The sequence below is a fragment of the Rhodococcus sp. P4_F3_2 genome (assembly GCF_056401335.1).
The window spans coordinates 260,382-279,912 of the sequence record NZ_JBFUJN010000001.1 but is presented as its reverse complement, the minus strand read 5'-3'; the positions used below and the strand labels follow the sequence as shown (position 1 = coordinate 279,912).

Annotated in this window: 22 protein-coding genes and 1 pseudogene; 15 read left to right on the top strand and 8 right to left on the bottom strand. The window is 60.5% G+C overall.

Annotation, left to right across the window (positions count from 1 at the left end):
• The first annotated feature begins 10 nt into the window (after nt 1–10).
• The 3 genes from AC1DWA_RS01370 to AC1DWA_RS01360 all read left to right on the top strand — a co-directional run bounded on the left by AC1DWA_RS01370 (nt 11) and on the right by AC1DWA_RS01360 (nt 1,218).
• A complete protein-coding gene (locus tag AC1DWA_RS01370) occupies nt 11–529 on the top strand; it encodes a GNAT family N-acetyltransferase (RefSeq protein WP_020908958.1) in 519 nt (172 codons plus the stop codon).
• A gap of 90 nt (nt 530–619) precedes the next feature.
• The gene (locus AC1DWA_RS01365) at nt 620–1,030 is read left to right on the top strand and encodes a hypothetical protein (RefSeq protein ID WP_029256143.1); all 411 of its coding nucleotides are present in this window, start codon (nt 620–622) and stop codon (nt 1,028–1,030) included.
• Complete coding sequence (locus AC1DWA_RS01360; protein WP_003940277.1) at nt 1,030–1,218, top strand: helix-turn-helix transcriptional regulator; 189 nt, start codon at nt 1,030–1,032, stop codon at nt 1,216–1,218. The genes AC1DWA_RS01365 and AC1DWA_RS01360 overlap by 1 nt, the downstream gene beginning before the upstream one ends.
• A 23-nt stretch (nt 1,219–1,241) precedes the next feature.
• Here the strand turns inward: AC1DWA_RS01360 and AC1DWA_RS01355 are convergent, their stop codons facing one another.
• The 5 genes from AC1DWA_RS01355 to AC1DWA_RS01335 form a co-directional block, all read right to left on the bottom strand.
• On the bottom strand, nt 1,242–1,469 hold the full coding sequence (locus AC1DWA_RS01355) for a hypothetical protein (RefSeq protein ID WP_021345436.1): 228 nt from the start codon (nt 1,467–1,469) through the stop codon (nt 1,242–1,244).
• 81 nt (nt 1,470–1,550) lie between these two features.
• Nucleotides 1,551–2,378: an ABC transporter ATP-binding protein gene (locus tag AC1DWA_RS01350; RefSeq protein WP_317558656.1), complete on the bottom strand. Its 828-nt coding sequence runs from the start codon at nt 2,376–2,378 to the stop codon at nt 1,551–1,553.
• Nucleotides 2,362–3,477, bottom strand: coding sequence for a taurine ABC transporter substrate-binding protein (locus AC1DWA_RS01345; RefSeq protein ID WP_069145662.1), 1,116 nt, complete (start codon nt 3,475–3,477; stop codon nt 2,362–2,364). Before AC1DWA_RS01345 ends, AC1DWA_RS01350 begins: the two co-directional genes overlap by 17 nt.
• The gene (locus AC1DWA_RS01340; protein WP_205906780.1) at nt 3,474–4,331 is read right to left on the bottom strand and encodes an ABC transporter permease; all 858 of its coding nucleotides are present in this window, start codon (nt 4,329–4,331) and stop codon (nt 3,474–3,476) included. Before AC1DWA_RS01340 ends, AC1DWA_RS01345 begins: the two co-directional genes overlap by 4 nt.
• A gap of 244 nt (nt 4,332–4,575) precedes the next feature.
• Nucleotides 4,576–5,487 carry a class I SAM-dependent methyltransferase gene (locus AC1DWA_RS01335; protein WP_477847594.1) on the bottom strand — a complete coding sequence of 304 codons (912 nt, stop codon included), beginning with the start codon at nt 5,485–5,487 and terminating at the stop codon, nt 4,576–4,578.
• Nucleotides 5,488–5,575: 88 nt separating this feature from the next.
• On the opposite strand from AC1DWA_RS01335, the gene AC1DWA_RS01330 reads away from it, so the two are divergent.
• The 4 genes from AC1DWA_RS01330 to AC1DWA_RS01315 all read left to right on the top strand — a co-directional run bounded on the left by AC1DWA_RS01330 (nt 5,576) and on the right by AC1DWA_RS01315 (nt 8,966).
• Complete coding sequence (locus tag AC1DWA_RS01330; protein WP_021332084.1) at nt 5,576–6,421, top strand: LLM class F420-dependent oxidoreductase; 846 nt, start codon at nt 5,576–5,578, stop codon at nt 6,419–6,421.
• Between the two features lie 105 nt (nt 6,422–6,526).
• On the top strand, nt 6,527–7,099 hold the full coding sequence (locus tag AC1DWA_RS01325; RefSeq protein WP_477847591.1) for a flavin reductase: 573 nt from the start codon (nt 6,527–6,529) through the stop codon (nt 7,097–7,099).
• The gene (locus AC1DWA_RS01320; protein WP_042952832.1) at nt 7,092–7,718 is read left to right on the top strand and encodes a superoxide dismutase; all 627 of its coding nucleotides are present in this window, start codon (nt 7,092–7,094) and stop codon (nt 7,716–7,718) included. The genes AC1DWA_RS01325 and AC1DWA_RS01320 overlap by 8 nt, the downstream gene beginning before the upstream one ends.
• Before the next feature lie 156 nt (nt 7,719–7,874).
• Nucleotides 7,875–8,966, top strand: a complete 1,092-nt coding sequence (locus AC1DWA_RS01315) for an alpha/beta fold hydrolase (protein ID WP_021332082.1) — start codon at nt 7,875–7,877, stop codon at nt 8,964–8,966.
• 1 nt (nt 8,967) lies between these two features.
• On the opposite strand, the gene AC1DWA_RS01310 is transcribed toward AC1DWA_RS01315, so the two are convergent.
• Entirely contained in the window at nt 8,968–10,233 is a 1,266-nt protein-coding gene (locus tag AC1DWA_RS01310; protein ID WP_197941585.1) for a vWA domain-containing protein, read from the bottom strand.
• 175 nt (nt 10,234–10,408) lie between these two features.
• Here AC1DWA_RS01310 and AC1DWA_RS01305 point away from each other — a divergent pair, with 175 nt between their 5' ends.
• The gene (locus tag AC1DWA_RS01305) at nt 10,409–11,371 is read left to right on the top strand and encodes a GGDEF domain-containing protein (RefSeq protein WP_477916444.1); all 963 of its coding nucleotides are present in this window, start codon (nt 10,409–10,411) and stop codon (nt 11,369–11,371) included.
• 91 nt (nt 11,372–11,462) lie between these two features.
• Here the strand turns inward: AC1DWA_RS01305 and AC1DWA_RS01300 are convergent.
• Nucleotides 11,463–12,766: pseudogene (locus AC1DWA_RS01300) on the bottom strand (HNH endonuclease signature motif containing protein).
• A 158-nt stretch (nt 12,767–12,924) separates the two neighbouring features.
• On the opposite strand from AC1DWA_RS01300, the gene AC1DWA_RS01295 reads away from it, so the two are divergent.
• From AC1DWA_RS01295 to AC1DWA_RS01275, 5 genes are all read left to right on the top strand, one after another.
• A complete protein-coding gene (locus AC1DWA_RS01295; protein ID WP_477845710.1) occupies nt 12,925–13,428 on the top strand; it encodes a MarR family winged helix-turn-helix transcriptional regulator in 504 nt (167 codons plus the stop codon).
• 11 nt (nt 13,429–13,439) lie between these two features.
• Complete coding sequence (locus tag AC1DWA_RS01290) at nt 13,440–14,498, top strand: LLM class flavin-dependent oxidoreductase (RefSeq protein ID WP_477845709.1); 1,059 nt, start codon at nt 13,440–13,442, stop codon at nt 14,496–14,498.
• An 8-nt stretch (nt 14,499–14,506) separates the two neighbouring features.
• Nucleotides 14,507–15,073, top strand: coding sequence for an FMN reductase (gene msuE, locus AC1DWA_RS01285; protein WP_019745144.1), 567 nt, complete (start codon nt 14,507–14,509; stop codon nt 15,071–15,073).
• Nucleotides 15,070–15,597, top strand: coding sequence for a hemerythrin domain-containing protein (locus tag AC1DWA_RS01280; RefSeq protein WP_020908972.1), 528 nt, complete (start codon nt 15,070–15,072; stop codon nt 15,595–15,597). Before msuE ends, AC1DWA_RS01280 begins: the two co-directional genes overlap by 4 nt.
• 72 nt (nt 15,598–15,669) lie before the next feature.
• The gene (locus tag AC1DWA_RS01275) at nt 15,670–16,002 is read left to right on the top strand and encodes a CD225/dispanin family protein (RefSeq protein ID WP_003940071.1); all 333 of its coding nucleotides are present in this window, start codon (nt 15,670–15,672) and stop codon (nt 16,000–16,002) included.
• 47 nt (nt 16,003–16,049) lie between these two features.
• Here the strand turns inward: AC1DWA_RS01275 and AC1DWA_RS01270 are convergent, their stop codons facing one another.
• Complete coding sequence (locus tag AC1DWA_RS01270) at nt 16,050–17,204, bottom strand: alpha/beta hydrolase (RefSeq protein WP_477845708.1); 1,155 nt, start codon at nt 17,202–17,204, stop codon at nt 16,050–16,052.
• A 38-nt stretch (nt 17,205–17,242) separates the two neighbouring features.
• Here AC1DWA_RS01270 and AC1DWA_RS01265 point away from each other — a divergent pair, with 38 nt between their 5' ends.
• Both AC1DWA_RS01265 and AC1DWA_RS01260 read left to right on the top strand, forming a co-directional pair.
• Nucleotides 17,243–17,701: a DUF5990 family protein gene (locus AC1DWA_RS01265; protein WP_256063072.1), complete on the top strand. Its 459-nt coding sequence runs from the start codon at nt 17,243–17,245 to the stop codon at nt 17,699–17,701.
• Between the two features lie 75 nt (nt 17,702–17,776).
• A complete protein-coding gene (locus AC1DWA_RS01260) occupies nt 17,777–19,258 on the top strand; it encodes a flavin-containing monooxygenase (protein WP_477845707.1) in 1,482 nt (493 codons plus the stop codon).
• Nucleotides 19,259–19,531 lie beyond the last annotated feature (273 nt).

Below are 19,531 nucleotides of genomic sequence, written 5' to 3'. Positions count from 1 at the left end.
TTTCGTGGCCATGTACATCCGCCGCGAAACTTCTTCCGACCGTGACGCCATCTATTCACTGCTCGGGGCGGCGTTTGCCGACCAGGCACCGCCCGGCGAGACTCCCTACGAGATCGAACTGACACGCCAACTCTTCGCCTCGGACGACTACTTACCGAAGTTGTCGCTGGTCGCCGTAGCCGGCGGTGAGATCGTCGGCTTCGTGATCGGGACACGCGGATGGGTAGGTCCCGTGGAGGCTGTTGGCCTCGGCCCGCTGGCYGTCACCCCGGGTAACCAGCGCAGCGGGGTTGGTTCGGCACTGATGCACGCGGTGGTCGGCGCGTGCGACGCCCTGGACGTGCCGCTGATCGCACTCTTGGGCAGCACCGAGTACTACCCGCGGTTCGGATTCGTCACCAGCACGGACGTCGGAGTGGAGTCTCCGGAAGCTGAATGGGGCGCTCACTTTCAGATCAGAACGCTCACCACACATCGCGCTGATCAGACGGGGAAGTTTTCATACGCAGCGCCTTTCGGAATCGCGTGACCCGGAGCGCGATGTAAGATTTCTTTGACATACGGCGTGCGTGAATCTACGCTCAACCCTGTCAAAGAACTCTTACATCCGGGAGGCTTCATGAGCACCACGGCACGGTGGAGCCTGGTTATCGGCATCGGCGTCGCAGTAACGCTGACCCTCGGCTTTTTCGCAGCACTGACCGCCGGCGACCAGAAGACGTTGACCTTCGTCGTCTTCGCAATCGTCATGGCGCCGGCTTGCATCGGATCGGTATGGGCCCTTTTCCCATCCGAAAAGAACAAGGCTCCCGCCTATCCCGAGGACACCGTCGAAACAGAATGGAGTCGCAAGGCCGGATTCGGCGCGTTCACAGACTTGATCACTGCCATGGGAATCGCGCTGATCGCGCACAATGTCTTCGGCGCTCCCGAACTGCCGCTCCTGATCTTCACTGCCCTCGGCCTGGTCGACTTCGGAATTCGGTACTGGGCGGTGTCGAGGGACCGCACCCCCACGATCGAGATCTGATGCGCAACAATCTTCAAGAACTCAGGACGGCGGCGGGATTGTCACAACAAGCCTGCGCCGACGCACTCGGAATCACGCGCCAAACCGTCATCTCGATCGAGAAGGGACACTTCGACCCGCGTCTGTCGCTGGCGTTCCGAATCGCCGAGTACTTCGACAAACGCGTCGACGACATTTTCTCCAGCTGACGCCGTCTCGGGCTGACAGAAGATCAGTCGAACAGGGTAGGCGACCCGTTTTCGTCTTTCCCGTCGTCGACCGCCGTCGTCTTCTTGCCCGAGCCCTTGCGGACGACGGTCAACGTCGTCGTTCGACGCGACAACCTGTGCCCGTCACTGTGTTCGAGCAACGCCATGCCCTGGCGAACTTCGACTACCGTCCACGGACCCGCATGGCCGGCTGCCTGCACGAGGTCACCGGACTCCACCTCAGTTGCCATGACCACTCCTTGTTCGTCGTGTCCTGCACGTTCTCCTTCCTATTATCGACGCGGCCACCTGGTAGTCGACACGCAGGGTACCTACGCTGCAGCAGCAACCTTGACCGCATGGCCGACTTCGGCTCGGAATGCCGCGTATTCGGGTGAGCCTCGGAGATCGTCGGGATCGACGCCGGTTCGTGGCAGATCGATTTTCAGGTCCAGCGCGACCTTGCCGGGCCGGCTTGTCAGAACTACGACGCGGGAGCCGAGAAAGGCCGCCTCGTCGGCACTGTGAGTGACGAAGACACTTGTTCGCCCCGATTCGGCACTGACACTGCGGAGGTCCTCCTGCAGACGCTCGCGAGTGAGGGCGTCCAATGCGGCAAAGGGCTCGTCCAGCAACAGCAACGACGTTTCGGCCGCCAAGGCCCGGGCAATTGCCACCCGCTGCTGCTGCCCGCCGGATATTTCCCAGATACGCCGGTCCGCTGTGCCGCCCAGACCGACGCGGTCGAGAAGCTCGTCGCGCCTTCGCCCGCGTTCGCTCTTCGTCACCCCGGCATATTTGAGTGCCAGATCGATGTTGCCGCCCACCGATTTCCACGGAAACAGTCGTGGTTGCTGAAACACCACGCCGGCACTCGACCCGGGAATCGGGTCGGATCCTGATACCTGAACTGTTCCACTGGAAGGATTTTCGAAACCCGCAATCAGCCGCAGCAACGTGCTCTTGCCGCAACCCGACGCTCCGACGAGGACCAGAAACTCACCAGGGGCGACGTCGATCGATACCGGCCCGAGTGCCGTGACGGACTCTCGACCGTGGCCGTACTTGTGCGAGACGGTGTCGATTCGGATCGCGCCCGGGCGGTCGGCAGTAAATCCTCCCGCGGCCTGCTGTGCGGTCTCGCTACTGGTCAAGGACATCGGGAAGCCCCTTCACATAGAGAGCATTCTGAAAGACCGCCAGATCAGGCACACTGTCGATCTGCTTCTGCTCGGCCAGGAATTGCGCTGCACTCTGCAGGTTCACTGCCAGATTCCCGGGAGCGCCTTCGGTGCCCAGCCATTCCGGCGAGGAGATCTGCTCGGGAGTGAGGAACACTCCCTGCTTCAGCTGCGCTGCCGCGTCTTCCTTCGAGGCACCCAATTGCGCGGCAACAGCTTCCGCTGCCGCGTCCGGGTCTGTGGCGATTGTCGTGAGCGCGCGGGCCTGAACCTTTCGCCAGGTGTCGACGATCTCGGGGTGGTCCTTGGCAAACGCGGTCGACACCACACCAAGATCGAGTGTCGGCTTTCCAGCCGTCGCGAGCTCGCGGCTGGCGATCAACTGTGTTCCGTCCTTACGGAGTTCGTCGAGCGTGGGCAACCAGGTGTAGACGGCATCGATGTCACCTCGCTGCCAGGCAGCGAGGGATGCTTGCGGCTGGAGATCCACCAACTGGACGTCGTCGGCACTGAGTCCGGCCTGGTTCAGTGCTGCCAGCAGACTGTAGTGCGCGGTCGAGGCGAATGCCGTGGCCACTTTCTTGCCACGCAGATCTGCGACGGTCTTGATTCCGGTTGCGTTGCGCGCCACCAGGGCTTCGTTGTCGCCGGCCACGTCGAGAACAAACGCGACCTGGTACGGAATGTTCAGCGGTGCCGAGAGGCCACGAGCAACCGGACTCGAACCGATTGCGCCGAAATCGATTTCACCGGCGATGAAGGCGGTGTTGATGTCGGCTCCCGAATCGAACTTCGTCCACTTCACGTTGTACTCGGGCAGTGCGTCTTCGAGCCAGCGATTGTTCTTGACTATCAAGTCGCCGCTCGGGAACGACTGGTAAGCGATACGGATCGTTTCCTTGGACGAATCCTGGCCCGAATGATCCACCGAGCACGCACCGAGAACAAGGGCAAGAACGCCGATCAGCACAGTGAACGCCGTCCGGGAAGCCCTTCCCTCGTTGCGGTTCGGATTGCTGTTGCGCTTCAGATTGCCGCTGGGCTCGGAAATGCTGCCATATATCTCATTGTCGGTCATACTTTTCCCCTCCAGGGAACGGCGCGGCGCTCAGCAGCCCGCAACAGTCCGTCGATGATCAAACCGGAGAATCCGATGGCGAAGATCCCCACCAGCACTACCGGAGTGTTGTTGTAATTGCTTGCATCCTTGACCATTCCGCCGATTCCGGGGATGCCGTTGAACAATTCGGCCGCGACAACTGACGAGTACGCCATACCCACCGACAAGCGAATGCCCGTGAAAGTTTCAGGCAGCGCCGACGGGACAACCACGTCTCGGATCACTTGTGCCCGTGAGGCTCCCAGCGCCCTGGCAGCTTCGACCAGCCCGACGGGTGCCGCGACAACAGCAGCTGTGGTGGCCACTGCTGCCGGCGGTAGCGCAGCCAACGCCAGAAGCGTGATCTTCGGCGCCTCGTCGATTCCCAGCCAGATCACCAGCAGGAAGAAGTACGCCAAGGGCGGCAGTGCCCGCAGGAAGGTCAACCACGGTTCGAGCAGGCTCCGCAGCCATGTCACCGATCCCATTGCCAAACCTAGGATCACGCCCAATCCGACGCCGATGATCACACCGACCAGCACCCGTCGCAGCGTCATGTAGAGGTGCTCCCAGAGCAAATACCCCTGGTAGCCGCGCACTCCGTCGTGCGTGGTCATCGTGTTGACGAAGGCATGCCAGACCGTGCTCGGAAACGGCACGAAGGTCTCACTCCAGGTGCCGCTCGCCGCGGCGACCTGCCACAAGGCCAAGAATGCGATCACGGAAAGCACCGGCAGTCCGACAGTGGTCACACTCGAAGTCCACCGCCGACGCGGTTCACGGTTCGGTTCCGCGACTGGTGTTGGTTCTATTGCTTCGACAGGAGTCGACATCGCTGTTCTTCCTCGACGTACGGAAAATTCCGGCACACATGCAGCAACGAGCGCATATGCAGGGGCGAAGGCACACAGAGCGGCGCCATTCTCACTCAGGAGAGTCGGAAGGAATCAACAGCAACAGCAGTTGGCACCAAGACGGCACAGGTCGACGGCGATGCGTCGTGTCAGTGGCGTCGTGGGCATGGGGGTAATTACTACCTGTGTCTGCAATTACCCGCAAATGCGGGGGAAATAGGCGTCAGTCGGCCAAGCGAACAGACAGCGAATACATCAGCGGTATCTCCGGTCGTCCGGCCGGGACTCCCCAACGCTTGCCGCCGAGTTCTGCCATCTGCTCGAATCCTTGCCAACCGTTGGCGTACGGGTACTCGTCGAAGGACTCGAGCGTCAATCCGGCACGCCGCAGGGCGCCGAGCACCTCGGCAATGGACCAGTTGAATTCACATGAAGGGAAGGGATTTTCGAAGTTCTCGACTCCGTCTCCCTGAGCGCCCGGCAAGACGAGATCGGCTGAATCTGCCACGTAGTCGCCAACGCCACCGGGTTCGGTCACGGGAGTCCCGCCTCCGTACGGGTATGTCAGCGACCACTTCTCGTCGAAACACATGGCAAACGGATGAAACTCCACCAGAACGAATCGACCGTTCGGCGCCAGAACACCGGCAATCCCCTCGGCCCACTCGTCGAGATCGGATAACCAGATCACCGTTCCGTACGAAGAGAAGACTCGATCGAACTTCCTCCCGGTAGCGCCGGCATCTCGGAGCCACGCAGATACATCCGCTCGCTCGAAATCAGCGGCAATGCCGGATTCCGCAGACAATGTTCGCGCGAAGTCGATCGCAGAATCCGAGATGTCGACGCCGGTCACCGCGGCACCGAGAGCAGCCAAACTCAACGAATCCTGACCGGAATTGCACTGCAGATGAAGAATCGAGGAGCCGTCGATTTCGCCGAGCAGCGCCACTTCTTCCGGAAACAAGGTCGACCCGCCGTTGCGAAAGAACTGTGCTTGGTCACCTTTGTGACTGTTGTGAGCGACGGTCGCCGCATTCCACGACAACCGATTCATCTCCACTGCGTCCATCTCTACTGCATCCACCTCTCGGCCCACAACAACTCCGCCCGAGTTCACCACGCCCCCGGTCACGTCGGCAATCGATTTACTGGGCTGGAAACCTATCCGAACGAAGATGCAACAGGTTACAGTTTTTCGACGGACCATCGAAGGAGAACCAGTGCGCTACGGACTCAGCCTGTTCACCAGTGATCGCGGCATCCGCCCTGCCGATGCAGCAAAGGCTGCGGAGGCGAATGGATTCGACGCCTTCTACGTTCCGGAGCACACTCACATCCCCGTATCGAGGGATTCCGATCACCCCGGAACCCAGTCGGCAGAATTGCCCGACGACCGTTACATGCGCACACTCGACCCCTGGGTTGCCCTCGGCACCGCCGCGTCGGTCACGAGCACCATCCGATTGGGCACCTCGGTGGCCCTCCCCCTCGAACACGATCCGATCACTCTCGCGAAAACCATCGCATCGCTGGACCATCTTTCCGACGGACGCGTGGTTTTCGGAGTCGGATTCGGCTGGAATGCAGAGGAACTCGCCGACCACGGCGTACCGCCCAACAAACGCCGGACCGCACTCCGGGAGTATCTCGAAGCCATGGGTGAACTGTGGTCGAAGGAAGAAGCTTCGTACGACGGCCAATTCGTGAAGTACGGGCCTAGTTGGGCCTGGCCCAAGCCAGTTCAGAAGCCCCGTCCTCCCATCTTGTTGGGCGGCGGCGGTAACGAGAAGACTTTCAAGTGGATCGCAAAGTCTGCCGACGGGTGGATCACCACACCCATCGAGCAGGAGATCGACGGAAACGTGGAACTGCTCCGAAAGATCTGGGCCGAAGCAGGTAGAGTCGGCGAGCCTGAAATAACCGTCCTGGCAGGCAAACCCGATCCGGAGAAGCTCGCCCACTGGGTAGATATCGGTGTCACGGAGGCAATGTTCGGCACTCCGGACAAGAGCCCCGAAGAGGTGGTCGGATACATGGAACGTCTGGCAGCCAAGCTCGGACGGTGAGGTCCGCCACAGCACCTTGACCTCAACTGCACTCGAGGTTTTAACGTCGGTATTGCACAAGACAGTGCAACGACAGCAAAACCCGAGTCAGAAGAGGTGCTAAGTGTGACGACAAAACTGGTTGGCACCCAACCCGTTTCGGACGTCGCTGTTGATTCGGCGCCGTCCATCCGAAGCGCATTCGTCAAGGCATTCCGAAATCATCCCGCCGGCGTCTCGATCATCACCGCGACGGGCGATGACGGCCCGGCCGGCATCACGTCGTCTTCGGTGATCTCGATCAGCGCCGATCCGGCAGTTCTGGCGTTCTCACTGCAGTCGTTGCGTGGTTCTGCGAGCGTCATTGCTTCCGCAAGCAGTTTTGTTGTTCACCTGGCAAATTCGGCGAACGCGCGACTGGCGGCCACGTTCGCGACCCGCGGCGCTGTCCGCTTCGGAGACGACATGCGCTGGTCGTTTCTGTCGACGGGTGAACCATTCCTGCACGGCACGGGCCACGCCTTGCGGGCGGTTCCCTTGAATGCCACGACGTGTGGCTCCGCAGTGATTGTCACCGCGCGCGTCGTCGACGTCATCGATCCGCAGCACGTGTCAGCGCCGCTCGTCTATCACGATCGAACCTATCGAAATCTCTCGTCTCACAACATTTCCTCAAAGGAAGGCATGTCACATGACTGAATACGTTCTCCCCGAGCTGGACTACGACTACGCCGCACTCGAACCGCACATCTCCGGCGAGATCATGGAACTGCACCACAGCAAGCACCACGCCACATACGTGGCGGGCGCCAACAGCGCAATCGAGCAGTTGGCTGCTGCACGCGAAGACGGCACGATCACTGCGAAGGCGCCGCTGCTCAGTAAGAACCTCGCCTTCCACCTCGGCGGCCACACCAACCACTCGATTTTCTGGAAGAACCTCTCCCCCAACGGCGGTGAGCGACCAGAAGGCGAGTTGGCAGCCGCGATCGACGAGCACTTCGGTACCTTCGACGCATTCGTCAACCACTTCTCCGCTGTAGCAACGACTTTGCAGGGGTCCGGCTGGGCGGTACTGGCCTACGACACGGTCGGGCAGCGCCTGGTCATCGAGCAACTCACCGACCAGCAGGGCAACATCAGCATCGGTATCGTTCCGCTGCTCATGCTCGACATGTGGGAGCACGCTTTCTACCTGCAGTACAAGAACGTCAAGGCCGACTACGTAAAGGCTTACTGGAACGTCATCAACTGGGAAGACGTTGCACAGCGATACGCGGCGGCCACAGCCTCGACCGGCTTGATCGTCCCCGCCTGATCACTGCCGCATCATCCCGATCAGCCCAGCTCGGCACGGTGGCTCCGTTGCCGAGCTGGGTTTTTGCACCCCCGAGATCGATGTATGTGAAGGCAGGTAACATACACCGAGCGCGGCCGACTCGGCCGTCCGCCGATTCGACTCCAAGGGGAACCAGTGCTCGATATCAGTGGTTTGATCGCGACGTGGCGTCCGACGCTGGACACCGCAGCGCGCAATGCATGGGGACTCTCGTTCGGCGACGGTGTCGAGAAGGCCGAACGCACGCCGTCGGTACTGATCAGCGAAGGTCCACACCGCGATCTGTATCGCTTCGGCGCATTGTGGACGCCCAGAGGCAATCCGGTCCTCCTCGTACCTCCCCTCGCGGTTTCAGCCGACTGCTACGACCTTCGTGCAGGCCAGAGCCTCGCCGCACACCTACTGGATGGCGCAAACACGCCCTACCTCCTCGACTACGGGACCATGCGGTACTCCGACCGCGGAATGGGTTTCGAGGCCTGGGTCGACGACATCATCCCGGAAGCGATCCGTACGATCTCGGACTTACATGACGGCGCACCTGTTTCGCTGATCGGGTGGAGCCTCGGCGGGACCATGTCTCTGCTCACGGGCTCCGCTCACTCCGACCTTCCGATCGCATCGATCACGGCAATCGGCACGCCAATCGATTACACGAAGATTCCCGCTATCAGCCCGTTGAGGCTGATCGGCAAATACACGGGCGACACCCCGCTCACGTCCGCGACCAATCTGGTCGGCGGACTGCCTGCTCCACTCGTTCAGGCGAGTTACAAGGTGACGGCGTTGCAGCGCGAAGTCCTCAAGCCATGGTTCATCGTGCGCAACCTCCACAACACCGAGACCCTGGCTCGCATGGAATCGATAGACAAGTTCATGGCAGCCATGCCTGGATACCCGGGCAAGGCATTTCAGCAGATCTGCGAACAACTCATGCTCGGCAACAATCTCTACAACGACGCCGTCACGCTTGCCGGACGCGAGATCAAACTGTCAGCTCTGAGCGTTCCCGTTCTCGCGATCGGCGGCACCACTGACGTGATTGCACCCATCGCTTCGGTGGAAGCAATCACGTCGGTCCTCACCGGCGCGCCGTCGGTCCGGTTCGAGAAGGCGCCGGGAAGTCACCTCGGGCTCGTTGCCGGCCCCACCGCGAGAGACTCCACCTGGGCGCACATCGACGAATTCTTGAAAAAGAATGCACCGCAGTTGGTTTCGACCAGCTAAATCACGGCGCCGTGATGCCCGCGGCTACAGCTGCCTTGTGCCAATCCGGGAATTCACTCAGCAAACGGGTGTACAACTGGGCATCGTCGACGGTGTCGATGTCGTCCAGCGCGAAGAATCCGGCATTGTCGACCACCCTGCCGTCGAGGTCGTCGAGCTTCTCCAGCACTCCGTAGTTGGCCTTGCCGATTCCGACGAACTGCCAAAAGGCCGGGAGCCCAGACGCTTCGCGCATCAATTTCGTGATTTCCTTGCGCTCGCTGAAGCCTCCGTCGGTGAAGAACAGGACGAGCGTCGGCGCCGAACCACGTGTCAGGCCGGAGAGAATCTCAGTCATGATCGGCACTTCACGATTTGCAGCGCCGATCTGGTCATAGTTGAATCCGCCGTGCGAGCCGCGCAAGTGCAGGTAGGTATCCGACCACTCTTCCGCGTCATGGACAGAGATCTCGGGAAGCTTGACGAAGCTGACTGCATACAAGTACGGCTCGAGCTTGCCGTCGTCATCGAGTTGGATCGCAACGGGAACCATGCGTTCGACAACACGATGCACCACTCTGGTGCGGTACTGCTTGGCCATACTTCCGGTTTTGTCGATCACCAGGACCACTCGCGCCCGAATTCCGTTGCCACCCTTGGTCAGCAGGACCTTGGCCACTTCGCGCTTTCGGAGGTCCAGCTTTTCCCGCTTCACCATCGAGAGTTTGGCTTCGTCGGGCACGGTCCGAATGCCATCTGCCGATTCAGCCGAGTCGGGTCGGCTCTGCGGTTCCTCGTCGACCGAGACTCCGAATGCAGTGACCAGATCTGCCAATCCGCTGTCCCAACCCGCCGAAACGTTCCGAACCTTCCAGTCCGTGCCGCGGCGATAGATCTCGACGAGGACCGCTGCCCTCTCACTCGTCAAACCCAAAGCCTGAGCCACGATAGCGGTGGAACCAGCCTGCTCCACCACGACACCAAGGCCCCCGACAGCAGAAAGGGTTCCGTTTGCCGCCGCATCAAGCGCCACGGCAACACTCAGCTGGTGGATGTCGGCGGGCAACCTCGCAATGTCGATTTCGATGACGCCGCCGGACTCCAAGCGCACCGCACCTTCGGGCGACACCGGCTGATTGAAGAAGACAAAATCTGCGTCGTTCCGCACCTTGTTCCGTTCGTCGAGCTGGAACACCATCAGGTCCACCGTGCCCGGGGCGCTACCGTTCACCGCCACCTTCAGCGAAGTTCCGTCAACGACTGTGTTCGCTCCACGCGCCAGCTCCATACCGGAAGATTAGCGGGCCACCAAAGAATCAACGGCCCCGCGGTCGGAAGAATCACAGCACACTTTCAGCAATCGACAGGATTCTCGAGGCAGACTGTTCGTGGAAGATTTGTCGCACGCGGGACCAAGAGCCTGAACATCGACAGAATCTTAGGGTCGATCAGGAGGTCACCAAATGCCGCACGGCCAGGCGCGCACCATCCCGATGCTGCCACTCCTGCCACCACTGACGAATTTCGACGACGCAAGTCGCTCGGTCGTGTCCTACCTCGACGAATATCTTCCGCTGGCACTGTGGTCGATCACGCGGTTCGACGGGTCGAATCAAATCTTTCTCACCGTCTCACCCAACCCACTTCACATCGAAGTCGGCGAGACCCGTACTTGGCAAAACACCATGTGCAGCGAGGTAGTCCTCGGAAATGCGCCGCCAGTCTCATCGAATCGCGCACTCGTACCTGCACTCTCCCGAGATGACAGGTGGGAAGGCATAGGCGCATACGTCAGCATCCCAATCCTTCACAACGACGGCAGTCTCTTCGGCACTCTGTGTGGCGCCGACCCGATTACGGGCGACTCCGTACTCGAGGACAACCTGGCCCTCCTCACTCTCCTGTGCCGACTCCTCGGAACGATTCTCGATGTCGACTATCAGCGCGCGCAGTCAGTGCGACTGGCCGAAACTGCGCAACTCGATGCCGAGACCGACCCATTGACAGGTCTTCTCAATCGGCGCGGGTGGAACCGCATCCTCGAGGCCGAGCAAACCCGGTACCGCCAATTCGCCGATCCGGGATCTATCATCATCGTCGATCTGGACGGCATGAAGACCATCAACGACGAACTCGGTCACGCCGCGGGTGACGAATATGTTCAACGGGCCGGCAAGATCTTGGCAGCATGCGCGCACCCTGGTGCGGTGGTTTCACGGTTGGGCGGAGACGAGTTCGGAATCGCTCTGYCCGATACACAGCCGCGCGCCGTCGACTACCTGGTCGAGTGTTTGGAGAAGGCGTTCCGGAATGCCGACGTCTGTTGTTCGATCGGTCGAGCCGACTTTTCCATGTTCCAAAGCCTTTCCGAGACTTGGGATACGGCCGATGCCGAGATGTACCGCCACAAGCGCTCGAAGCACTGATTCGACTCCCCCACGGCCTGTTGGCACCGCATCGGAGGATCCCTTCGATGCGGTGCTGGGCCGTGTTCTGTTGTGCCCGAGGAGTACTACCTCAGGTTTTGAAGGTGGTGTTCGCGGGCCGTGGGTGCTGGCCGGGGTCGATCGAGGGCGGCGGGATGAACCACGGTTTGTTGTCGACGCCGATGCGGATCACCCATTTCCCGACGAACCCGGCTTTCCGGTGCATCAGCCGGTGATGTGAACGGCACAGCAGGACAAGGTTGCTCATCACCGTCGGGCCACCGTTCGCCCAGTGCCGAATATGGTGCGCATCCGTCCAGGCCGGTACACACGTGCAGCCGGGGAACGCGCAGCCTTTGTCGCGGGCGATCAACGCCACTCGCTGTTCGGCGGACACCAACCGTTTCCCGGGTTTCGCATCGAGTGGCGCCCCGCGATCGTCGAGCAGAACAGTCGACAGGAAACAATCGCACCCGAGAAGCCTGGTCTGCGACACCGACAGCGGCCCCAGCCAGGGCATGTGCCCGACATCAAGATCCGACACAGCCACTCCACCACCATCGGGCGAGGGTGCGGCGGCGCAGTCACGGTGCTCCGCCAGATCACGGGCGTTGATGTGCACGTTCACGTGCGGACGCTGACCACCGTCGGTGCCGGTTTTGGCGCAGTCCAGATACCGGCGGATCAGTTCGGTGAACCCGTCCGCAGTCCTCTTCGCCGCCGACCGGGCGTCGGGGGTTCCATCGGGTGCCGGGGTGGGCATCGTCAGGTTCGACAGGGCGGAGAGCAGCATTTCGCCGGTGAGGGCGTCGAAATCGCCGCGCACCACCACCCGACCGTTCAGTGTCGATGCGATGCGGAGCTCGTTGCGGTCGATGTCTTCGGCGGGTGGAATTTCATCGGATTCGAAGATTCGCTCCAAGGTCGCGATGACACTCCGCACCTTCGTGGTCGTCGACTCCACGCCCGAGGCGGCAGCCAACAACAAATCGACACAGCGAGGGAGCGCTTCCTCCGGCATCCCCTTCGGTGGTGACTCGCAGAACGCCACGATCAACACCGCGTGCTCGAAGGAGCAGTCCCCGACATCAAAGCGAGCCGCCACTGCCGGAAACGGCCGCAGCGCAGCGCCGAGGGCGGCGATCTTCTTCCCGTCCCGGATTTGCAGCATCGTGTTTGCCGCCAACCAGGCACCGACGCCGCGGCTGGCGATCACCTGATCATCGGGACGCATCGAGAGTTCGTCGACCACTGCCACCCGCACAGCCTCGAGACGAAGATCTCCGCACTCGCCGACACCGCAGCAGCACGCAACTCAGAAGCAGACAACTGCCACAGTCGTCCGCGTAACCCCACCGCAGAACCAGACACCACATCCGACAACATGACACTCATTGAATCCCCCGATCCCCACCCCCAACAATACTCGAACACGTGTTCGAGTCAATACCTTGCTACCAGCACAAATAAGAGCGGGGAATAGTTCGATCGATCCAGGCGTATTATTTGAGTAAGCAATACTTGCGAGCGCAAATAAATGGAGGCTGTCACCGATGACTACCGACGAACGTCGACGCGATTCCGTCTGGCGTGACCTAGTGGTCAGCCACAGCGTCATCCTCGGCAAGATGGAGGCGGACCTTCGAACCACCACCGGGCTCACCCTTGGCCAGTACGACGTTCTGCTCCGACTGCACGAAGCGCCGGGAAACACGATCCGAATGGGCGATCTGGCCGAACTGGTCCTGGTCACCACCAGTGGCGTGACGCGCGTCGTCGATCGATTGGTCGAGGCAGGACTGGCAGAGCGCGTTCGCCCGGACAACGATCGACGCGTCGTGACGGTATCGATGACGCCTGCGGGCAAGAAGACGCTTCGAAAAGCGTCCGCCATACACACGCGAGGGATCGCCGAATACTTCTCCGATCTCATTGAAACCGAGGAGCTTCCGGTACTCGAACGCTTCTTCTCCCGACTTGCCGCACATCACACGAATCAAGGCGGCGCATGCGATGCGCACGTAGAACAACTTTCCATCACCCCCACGAACAGATAGCGAGAAACAACATGGCTTTCGAATTGGGCGTCTACCATTTCGGTGAACTCACCCCAGATCCCACTACCGGCGCGATGATGAATCCCGGTGTCCACCTTCGCCATTTGGTCGAGCAGGCAACCGTTGCCGATCAGGTTGGACTCGATGTCTTCGGCGTCGGCGAGCACCATCGCACCGACTTCGCAGTCTCAGCCCCGGCAGTTGTGCTCGCGGCAATGGCTCAGGCTACCGACAACATCAAGCTGTCCAGCGCCGTAACTGTACTCAGTTCCGACGATCCCGTACGTGTGTTCCAACAGTTCGCGACAGTTGACCTGCTTTCCGAAGGCCGTGCCGAGATCATTGCCGGCCGAGGTTCGTACACGGAGTCATTTCCGCTTTTCGGGTACGACCTGTCCCAGTACAACGAACTCTTCGCCGAAAAGCTCGATCTACTACTGAAACTGCGCGACGAGAACCCGATCAACTGGGAAGGACAACTTCGCGCACCACTGATCGACGGTGACGTGACGCCCCGCCCGGACCGTCAGATTCCGGTGTGGATCGCAGTCGGAGGTACTCCGGCCTCTGTCGTCCGTGCCGCGAAACTGGGCCTGCCCCTCTCGCTTGCCATCATCGGCGGAAGCTACCAACAGTTCGAACCGTTCGTCGATCTGTACCGCAGGGCTGCAGCGGAGTTCGGACACGATCCGAAGAAGCTGGCTGTCTCGATTGCTTCGCCAGGATTTGTCGATACCTCGAAGCAAACAGCACTCGACACGTCGTACCCGTACTTCCAGGCCGGGTGGATGCAGAATCATCATCAGCGGGGAGACGGAGTTCCCATGCCGCGCAGGGCATACGAAGCGCAGGCAACCACCGCGGGTGCGTTCTTCCTCGGCGGCCCGCAGGAAATCATCGACAAGACGATGGCGCAGTACGAACTGTTCCATCATGACCGCATCATGATCCAGATGGGGTTCGGCAACGTGCCACAGAAGGACATGCTGCGTGCGATCGAGATCCTCGGCACCGAAGTAGCCCCCGTTGTGCGTAAGGAAATCGAATCACTGAAGTCGTCCCAAAAATAGGAGTTTCGATGAGCACACCGCTCAAAATTGTTGCCGTTGTCGGCAACCTTCAAAAACCCTCCAAGACTCGTGCCCTCGTCGACCTGATCGTCGAAACCTTGGGAGACTTCGAGCAGATCGACACACGAGTTTTCGAGATCGTGGATCTGATTCCAGGTCTTGCATCTGCTCTGGATCGCGATCACGTCGACTCAGTGACCGCCGAAGCGCTGGCAGCAGTCGAGTCCGCCGATATCGTCATCGCGGCGTCACCGGTGTTCCGCGGCTCGTACACGGGAATGTTCAAGCATTTCTTCGATCTCGTGGACCAGTACGCGCTTGCCAACACTCCGGTGATTCTTGCTGCGACAGGTGGCAGCGACCGCCACGCTCTCGTGTTGGACCATGCCCTGCGTCCACTGTTCGCTTTCTTCCAAGCGCTGACCGCTCCGGTCGGGATCTATCTCAGCTCAGGTGATTTCGACGGAACGACTATCCTCAACCCCGAGGTATTCGAGCGTATCGAGATGGCAGCAAAGGACGTCCTGCCGGTAGCGAGGATGCTCGCGGAGCGGGATCGAGTTGCGCTGACGTGAACGCCCCTCATTCGCACAACACGGCAACAGTTGCCGGTCTGAGGATGATCGAACAGCTACGTCAGGTTCACGAACCTCTACGAGCCGATATCGAGGTACTCGAGAACGCCCTGCAACAGTTGTCGGACGAAACCGCCGATCTGACTCGGATACCCGAGATGATCGACAATCTGACGATCGCGGATTTCGTCTGGCAACTACGGGTCAACTGCGACTTCTACTGCAACACGCTGACTCTGCACCACACCATCGAAGATCAACGTATGTTCCCCGTAATGACCAGGAACTTTCCCGAGTTGGCCCCTGCGGTCGAACGACTGCAGGCAGAACACAAGCTTGTCGGGGAGATCGTGTCGGAAGCCAAGCGTGCGTCACTCGCGCTGAGCACCGAATCCTCCACGGTCAATCGGGCACACGCCGCAATCTCCGAATTGGCGGATCATATGCAGTCGCACCTCGATTTCGAGGAGGCCACACTCTTTCCGTACTTCCGACGGATGGATCGCGACTGGCATTACGGCTGATCGTGCACACTCAGTGATTCTTCAGCTCCATCGCAGTAGCGTCGAAAGGGCCACCTCATATCAGGAGCCCCCATGACCAACCCGGATCAACCCACCGTCCAGCAATCCGTTCCTCAGCACCCGATTCGACCGCCCGTGAATGCGGGTTGGGCGGTGGTCTCGCTGCTGTTCTTCTGGCCGCTCTCCTTCTCAGCTTTCACGCACGCCTTCAACGTGTATCCGCTGTGGGCCGACGGCGATGTGGCCGGGTCGCGGTACGCGTCCGATCGAGTGAAACGACTCGGTCAGATCTCGCTGTGGATCGCAGGCGGGCTACTACTCCTGGTCTGCATCCTGTACGCGATTGCGGCAATCGTGTGGTTCGCCAACGGTGGCCACGATTACGGGCCGCGACGTATGCGCTGAACAACCACCCTGAAACAACAACACCGCAACAACAACACCGCCGAACATCACCTCATCAATCGATCGATGAACTCCATGGTCTGGTCCATCGAAGCGACCGTCGTTTGGCCGTGGCTGATTCCGCTGAGTTCTTGATACTCGAACTGCGTTCCTCGCGAACGCATGTCGACCAGTTGCGCACAGGTAAGGGCGACAGGAACCGTTGTGTCGGACACGCTCTGCACCACACGCAGTGACCGGTCGTAGCCGTCGACCGGCACCTGCATCATCTCGCGAAACAGATCGTGGAAGCGTGGCGTCCACACCGACCGAGAAAACAACGAGCTCAACTGGATTCGTTCGGCGCGAATGTGGCGGCCGAGATCTCCGGCGCACAGTGTCCGAGCCTTTTCCATCCACTCGATCCCCTGCGGCGAGAGAACCTCCCGAATGTTCTCTTCGGGTCGTTGATCGTCGATCCCGGCCAGAACGTACAGCGCGTATCCCACCAACCCGGTGATGCCGATGTCGGGAAACAGCGGTCCGCCCAACGGAAACAAACCTTCCATATGGGTGGGACCGGCAACAACGACCGAGCCGCGGAAATCCAATTCCGGTGCACGAGTGGTGGCCTCGTGTCCCGCGAAGTACGCCGCATGACCGCCTTCGGACAAACCCGCAACCATCCACCGCGGACTCAGCACACTGCCGTACAACTCGTGCGCAGCCCGCACGATGTCGACCGCATTCGCGCCGGCGGCATGTCCGTCGAGATAGGCCAGCACCCCGTCGGTACCCAGTCCCGAGTAGTCGGTAGCGACTACCGCGTATCCCTGCTCCAACCAGCGTTCGATCGGTTCGATCTCGCCCGGACCGAATCCGGTCGACGAGGGTGCACACTGATCCGCACTGCCCAAAGTTCCGTGGGCATAGGAGATGACGGGCCAACCGCCCGCCGGTGGGGCACCTTCCGGCAGAAACACGGACCCTGACGACTCCCCCCATCTGTCAGCGGTACGCAGAGTTCGATACACGACCCGCTGCGTCTCACCGGCGCCGACCGGAAACACTGCGGCCGAGAGTTCGCCATAGGACTCCAGCGCGCCCGCGACTTCCGGTTCGTCCGTCGTCGCCGCGGCAGCCCCCGACCCCCAGCCGAGACTCGACAACAGAATGCTCGCCACCACGGCCGCAACAAAGGTTCTACCCGAACGACTCACCACGCCAACCCCTCCCGACCTGTGCAGAGCATGATGTCGATATGCAGATCATCATCACCGGTCACAGCCTGCCCGGACGTGAGTGTTCCGAAACCGCAACCTTCGAAGGGCGCAGCAACATCCACGTCGGCGTTCAGCGCCGAGGCAAGCCACACGAAATCCTCGACCTCGTACCAGGAGATACCGAGACAGTGCGATGGGAACTGACAGCGAGCCTGGAGCGAAAGTCCGGTGCCTGGGACATTCTCGGTTCACACATCCAGGGTCCACCTCGCGGACGCTTCATCTACCTGTCCTGGGTGACGGTATCCGATGACCAGACGTTCGAGATGTTTCGGCGCGCAAAGCTGATGCTCGACGCGATCCCCGAGCACATCGTCGAGCAGGCCGACGCTTCCGGTGTGCTCCACGGAGACCTCGGGCTCACCGACGCCGCAGGTAAACCACTGTGCGCGGCAATCCGACCACCAACGATCACATGGTCCCCCTCGCCTTACTGAGCATCGTTCAGTAGTGTGGTGATCGAGCACTAACTCTGCCGGTGGCCCCACATAGTCGATACGGAGTCCGAACTGATGAGCACCGAACACCTCGATGTCCTGATCGTCGGCGCCGGCTTGTCCGGCATCGGTGCTGCTTATCGACTCCAGACCGAGCTCCCAGGAAAGTCGTACGCAATCCTCGAGGCCCGAGCGAACAGCGGCGGAACCTGGGACCTCTTCAAGTATCCCGGCATCCGATCGGATTCCGACATGTTCACGCTCGGCTACCCGTTTCGCCCGTGGACAGATGCCAAAGCAATCGCCGACGGTGATTCGATCCTGCGGTACGTGCGCGACACCGCGCGAGAGAACGGGATCGACAAGAAGATTCGGTACAACCGGAAGGTGACGGCCGCATCATGGTCGTCGGCGGACTCGACCTGGACAGTCACGGTCACGACCGGCGACGAAGACGAAACATTGACCTGCAACTTCCTCTATCTCTGCAGCGGGTACTACAGCTACGACGGCGGATACACCCCCGCCTTCCCCGGACGTGAATCGTTTGCCGGTGAGGTAGTGCACCCCCAGTTCTGGCCCGAAGAACTCGATTACTCCGACAAGAAGGTCGTTGTGATCGGAAGCGGCGCCACCGCAGTCACTTTGGTCCCCACGATGTCACGGGACGCAAGCCACGTCACGATGCTCCAGCGATCACCGACGTACATTCTGGCGCTGCCGTCCAGCGACAAATTATCGGACACCATTCGCGCGGTACTGCCGAATCAACTCGCGCACAGCATCGCTCGATGGAAGAGCGTCGTAGTGAACCTGAGTTTCTACCAACTGTGCCGACGGAGTCCGGTGCGCGCAAAGAGGATGCTGAACCTCGCGATCAGTCGTCAACTCCCGAAAGACATCCCCCTCGACCCTCACTTCACACCCTCCTACGATCCCTGGGACCAGCGCTTGTGCGTCGTACCCGACGGCGATTTGTTCAAAGCCCTCCGATCCGGCAAGGCCTCGATCGAGACCGATCACATCGACACCTTCACCGAGACCGGGATTCGTCTCGCGTCAGGTCGCGAACTCGAAGCTGACATCATCGTCACTGCAACAGGATTGAAGATGGAGGCGTGCGGCGGGATGTCCATCGAAGTGGACGGCGAACCCGTCACCCTCGGTGATCGTTACGTCTACAAGGGCATGATGATCAGCGACGTACCGAACTTCGCGATGTGCGTCGGCTACACCAACGCCTCGTGGACTCTGCGAGCAGATCTCACGTCGATGTACGTGTGCCGACTGCTGACGGAGATGGACAAGCGCGACTATTCGAAGTGCGTGCCGCACGCGACCGAAGAAATGGACCAGCGGCCGATCCTGGATCTGGCGTCGGGGTATGTCATGCGTGCCGTGGAACAGTTCCCGAAGCAGGGATCGAAGTCACCGTGGAACATGCGTCAGAACTACATCCTTGACCGTCTTCACTCCACGTTCGGGAGCATCAACGACCACATGACGTTCTCGAAGGCACCAGCTCGACATTCGACGCCGGTACCGAGCAAGAGTTGAGCGGACCACGAACAACCAGGTAGAGCAGTCTGGCGAAGCCACCAATCGATCCGACGACGAAGAACACGCCAGAACCTGCGACCACGGCACAGAGCGCACCGAGAACGATGATCGTCGACGCCTCTACCATTCGACCGGCTGACTCCGATCCCAGAACGTGTATTTCATCAACTCCTTCGTTCATAAAACTATTTTCAGCCAACCGTCCAGCCGGTTTGTAGGGACTTTAGTCACGAGTCGGGTCGAAATGGACTCATAATTGCAGGTCAAGCG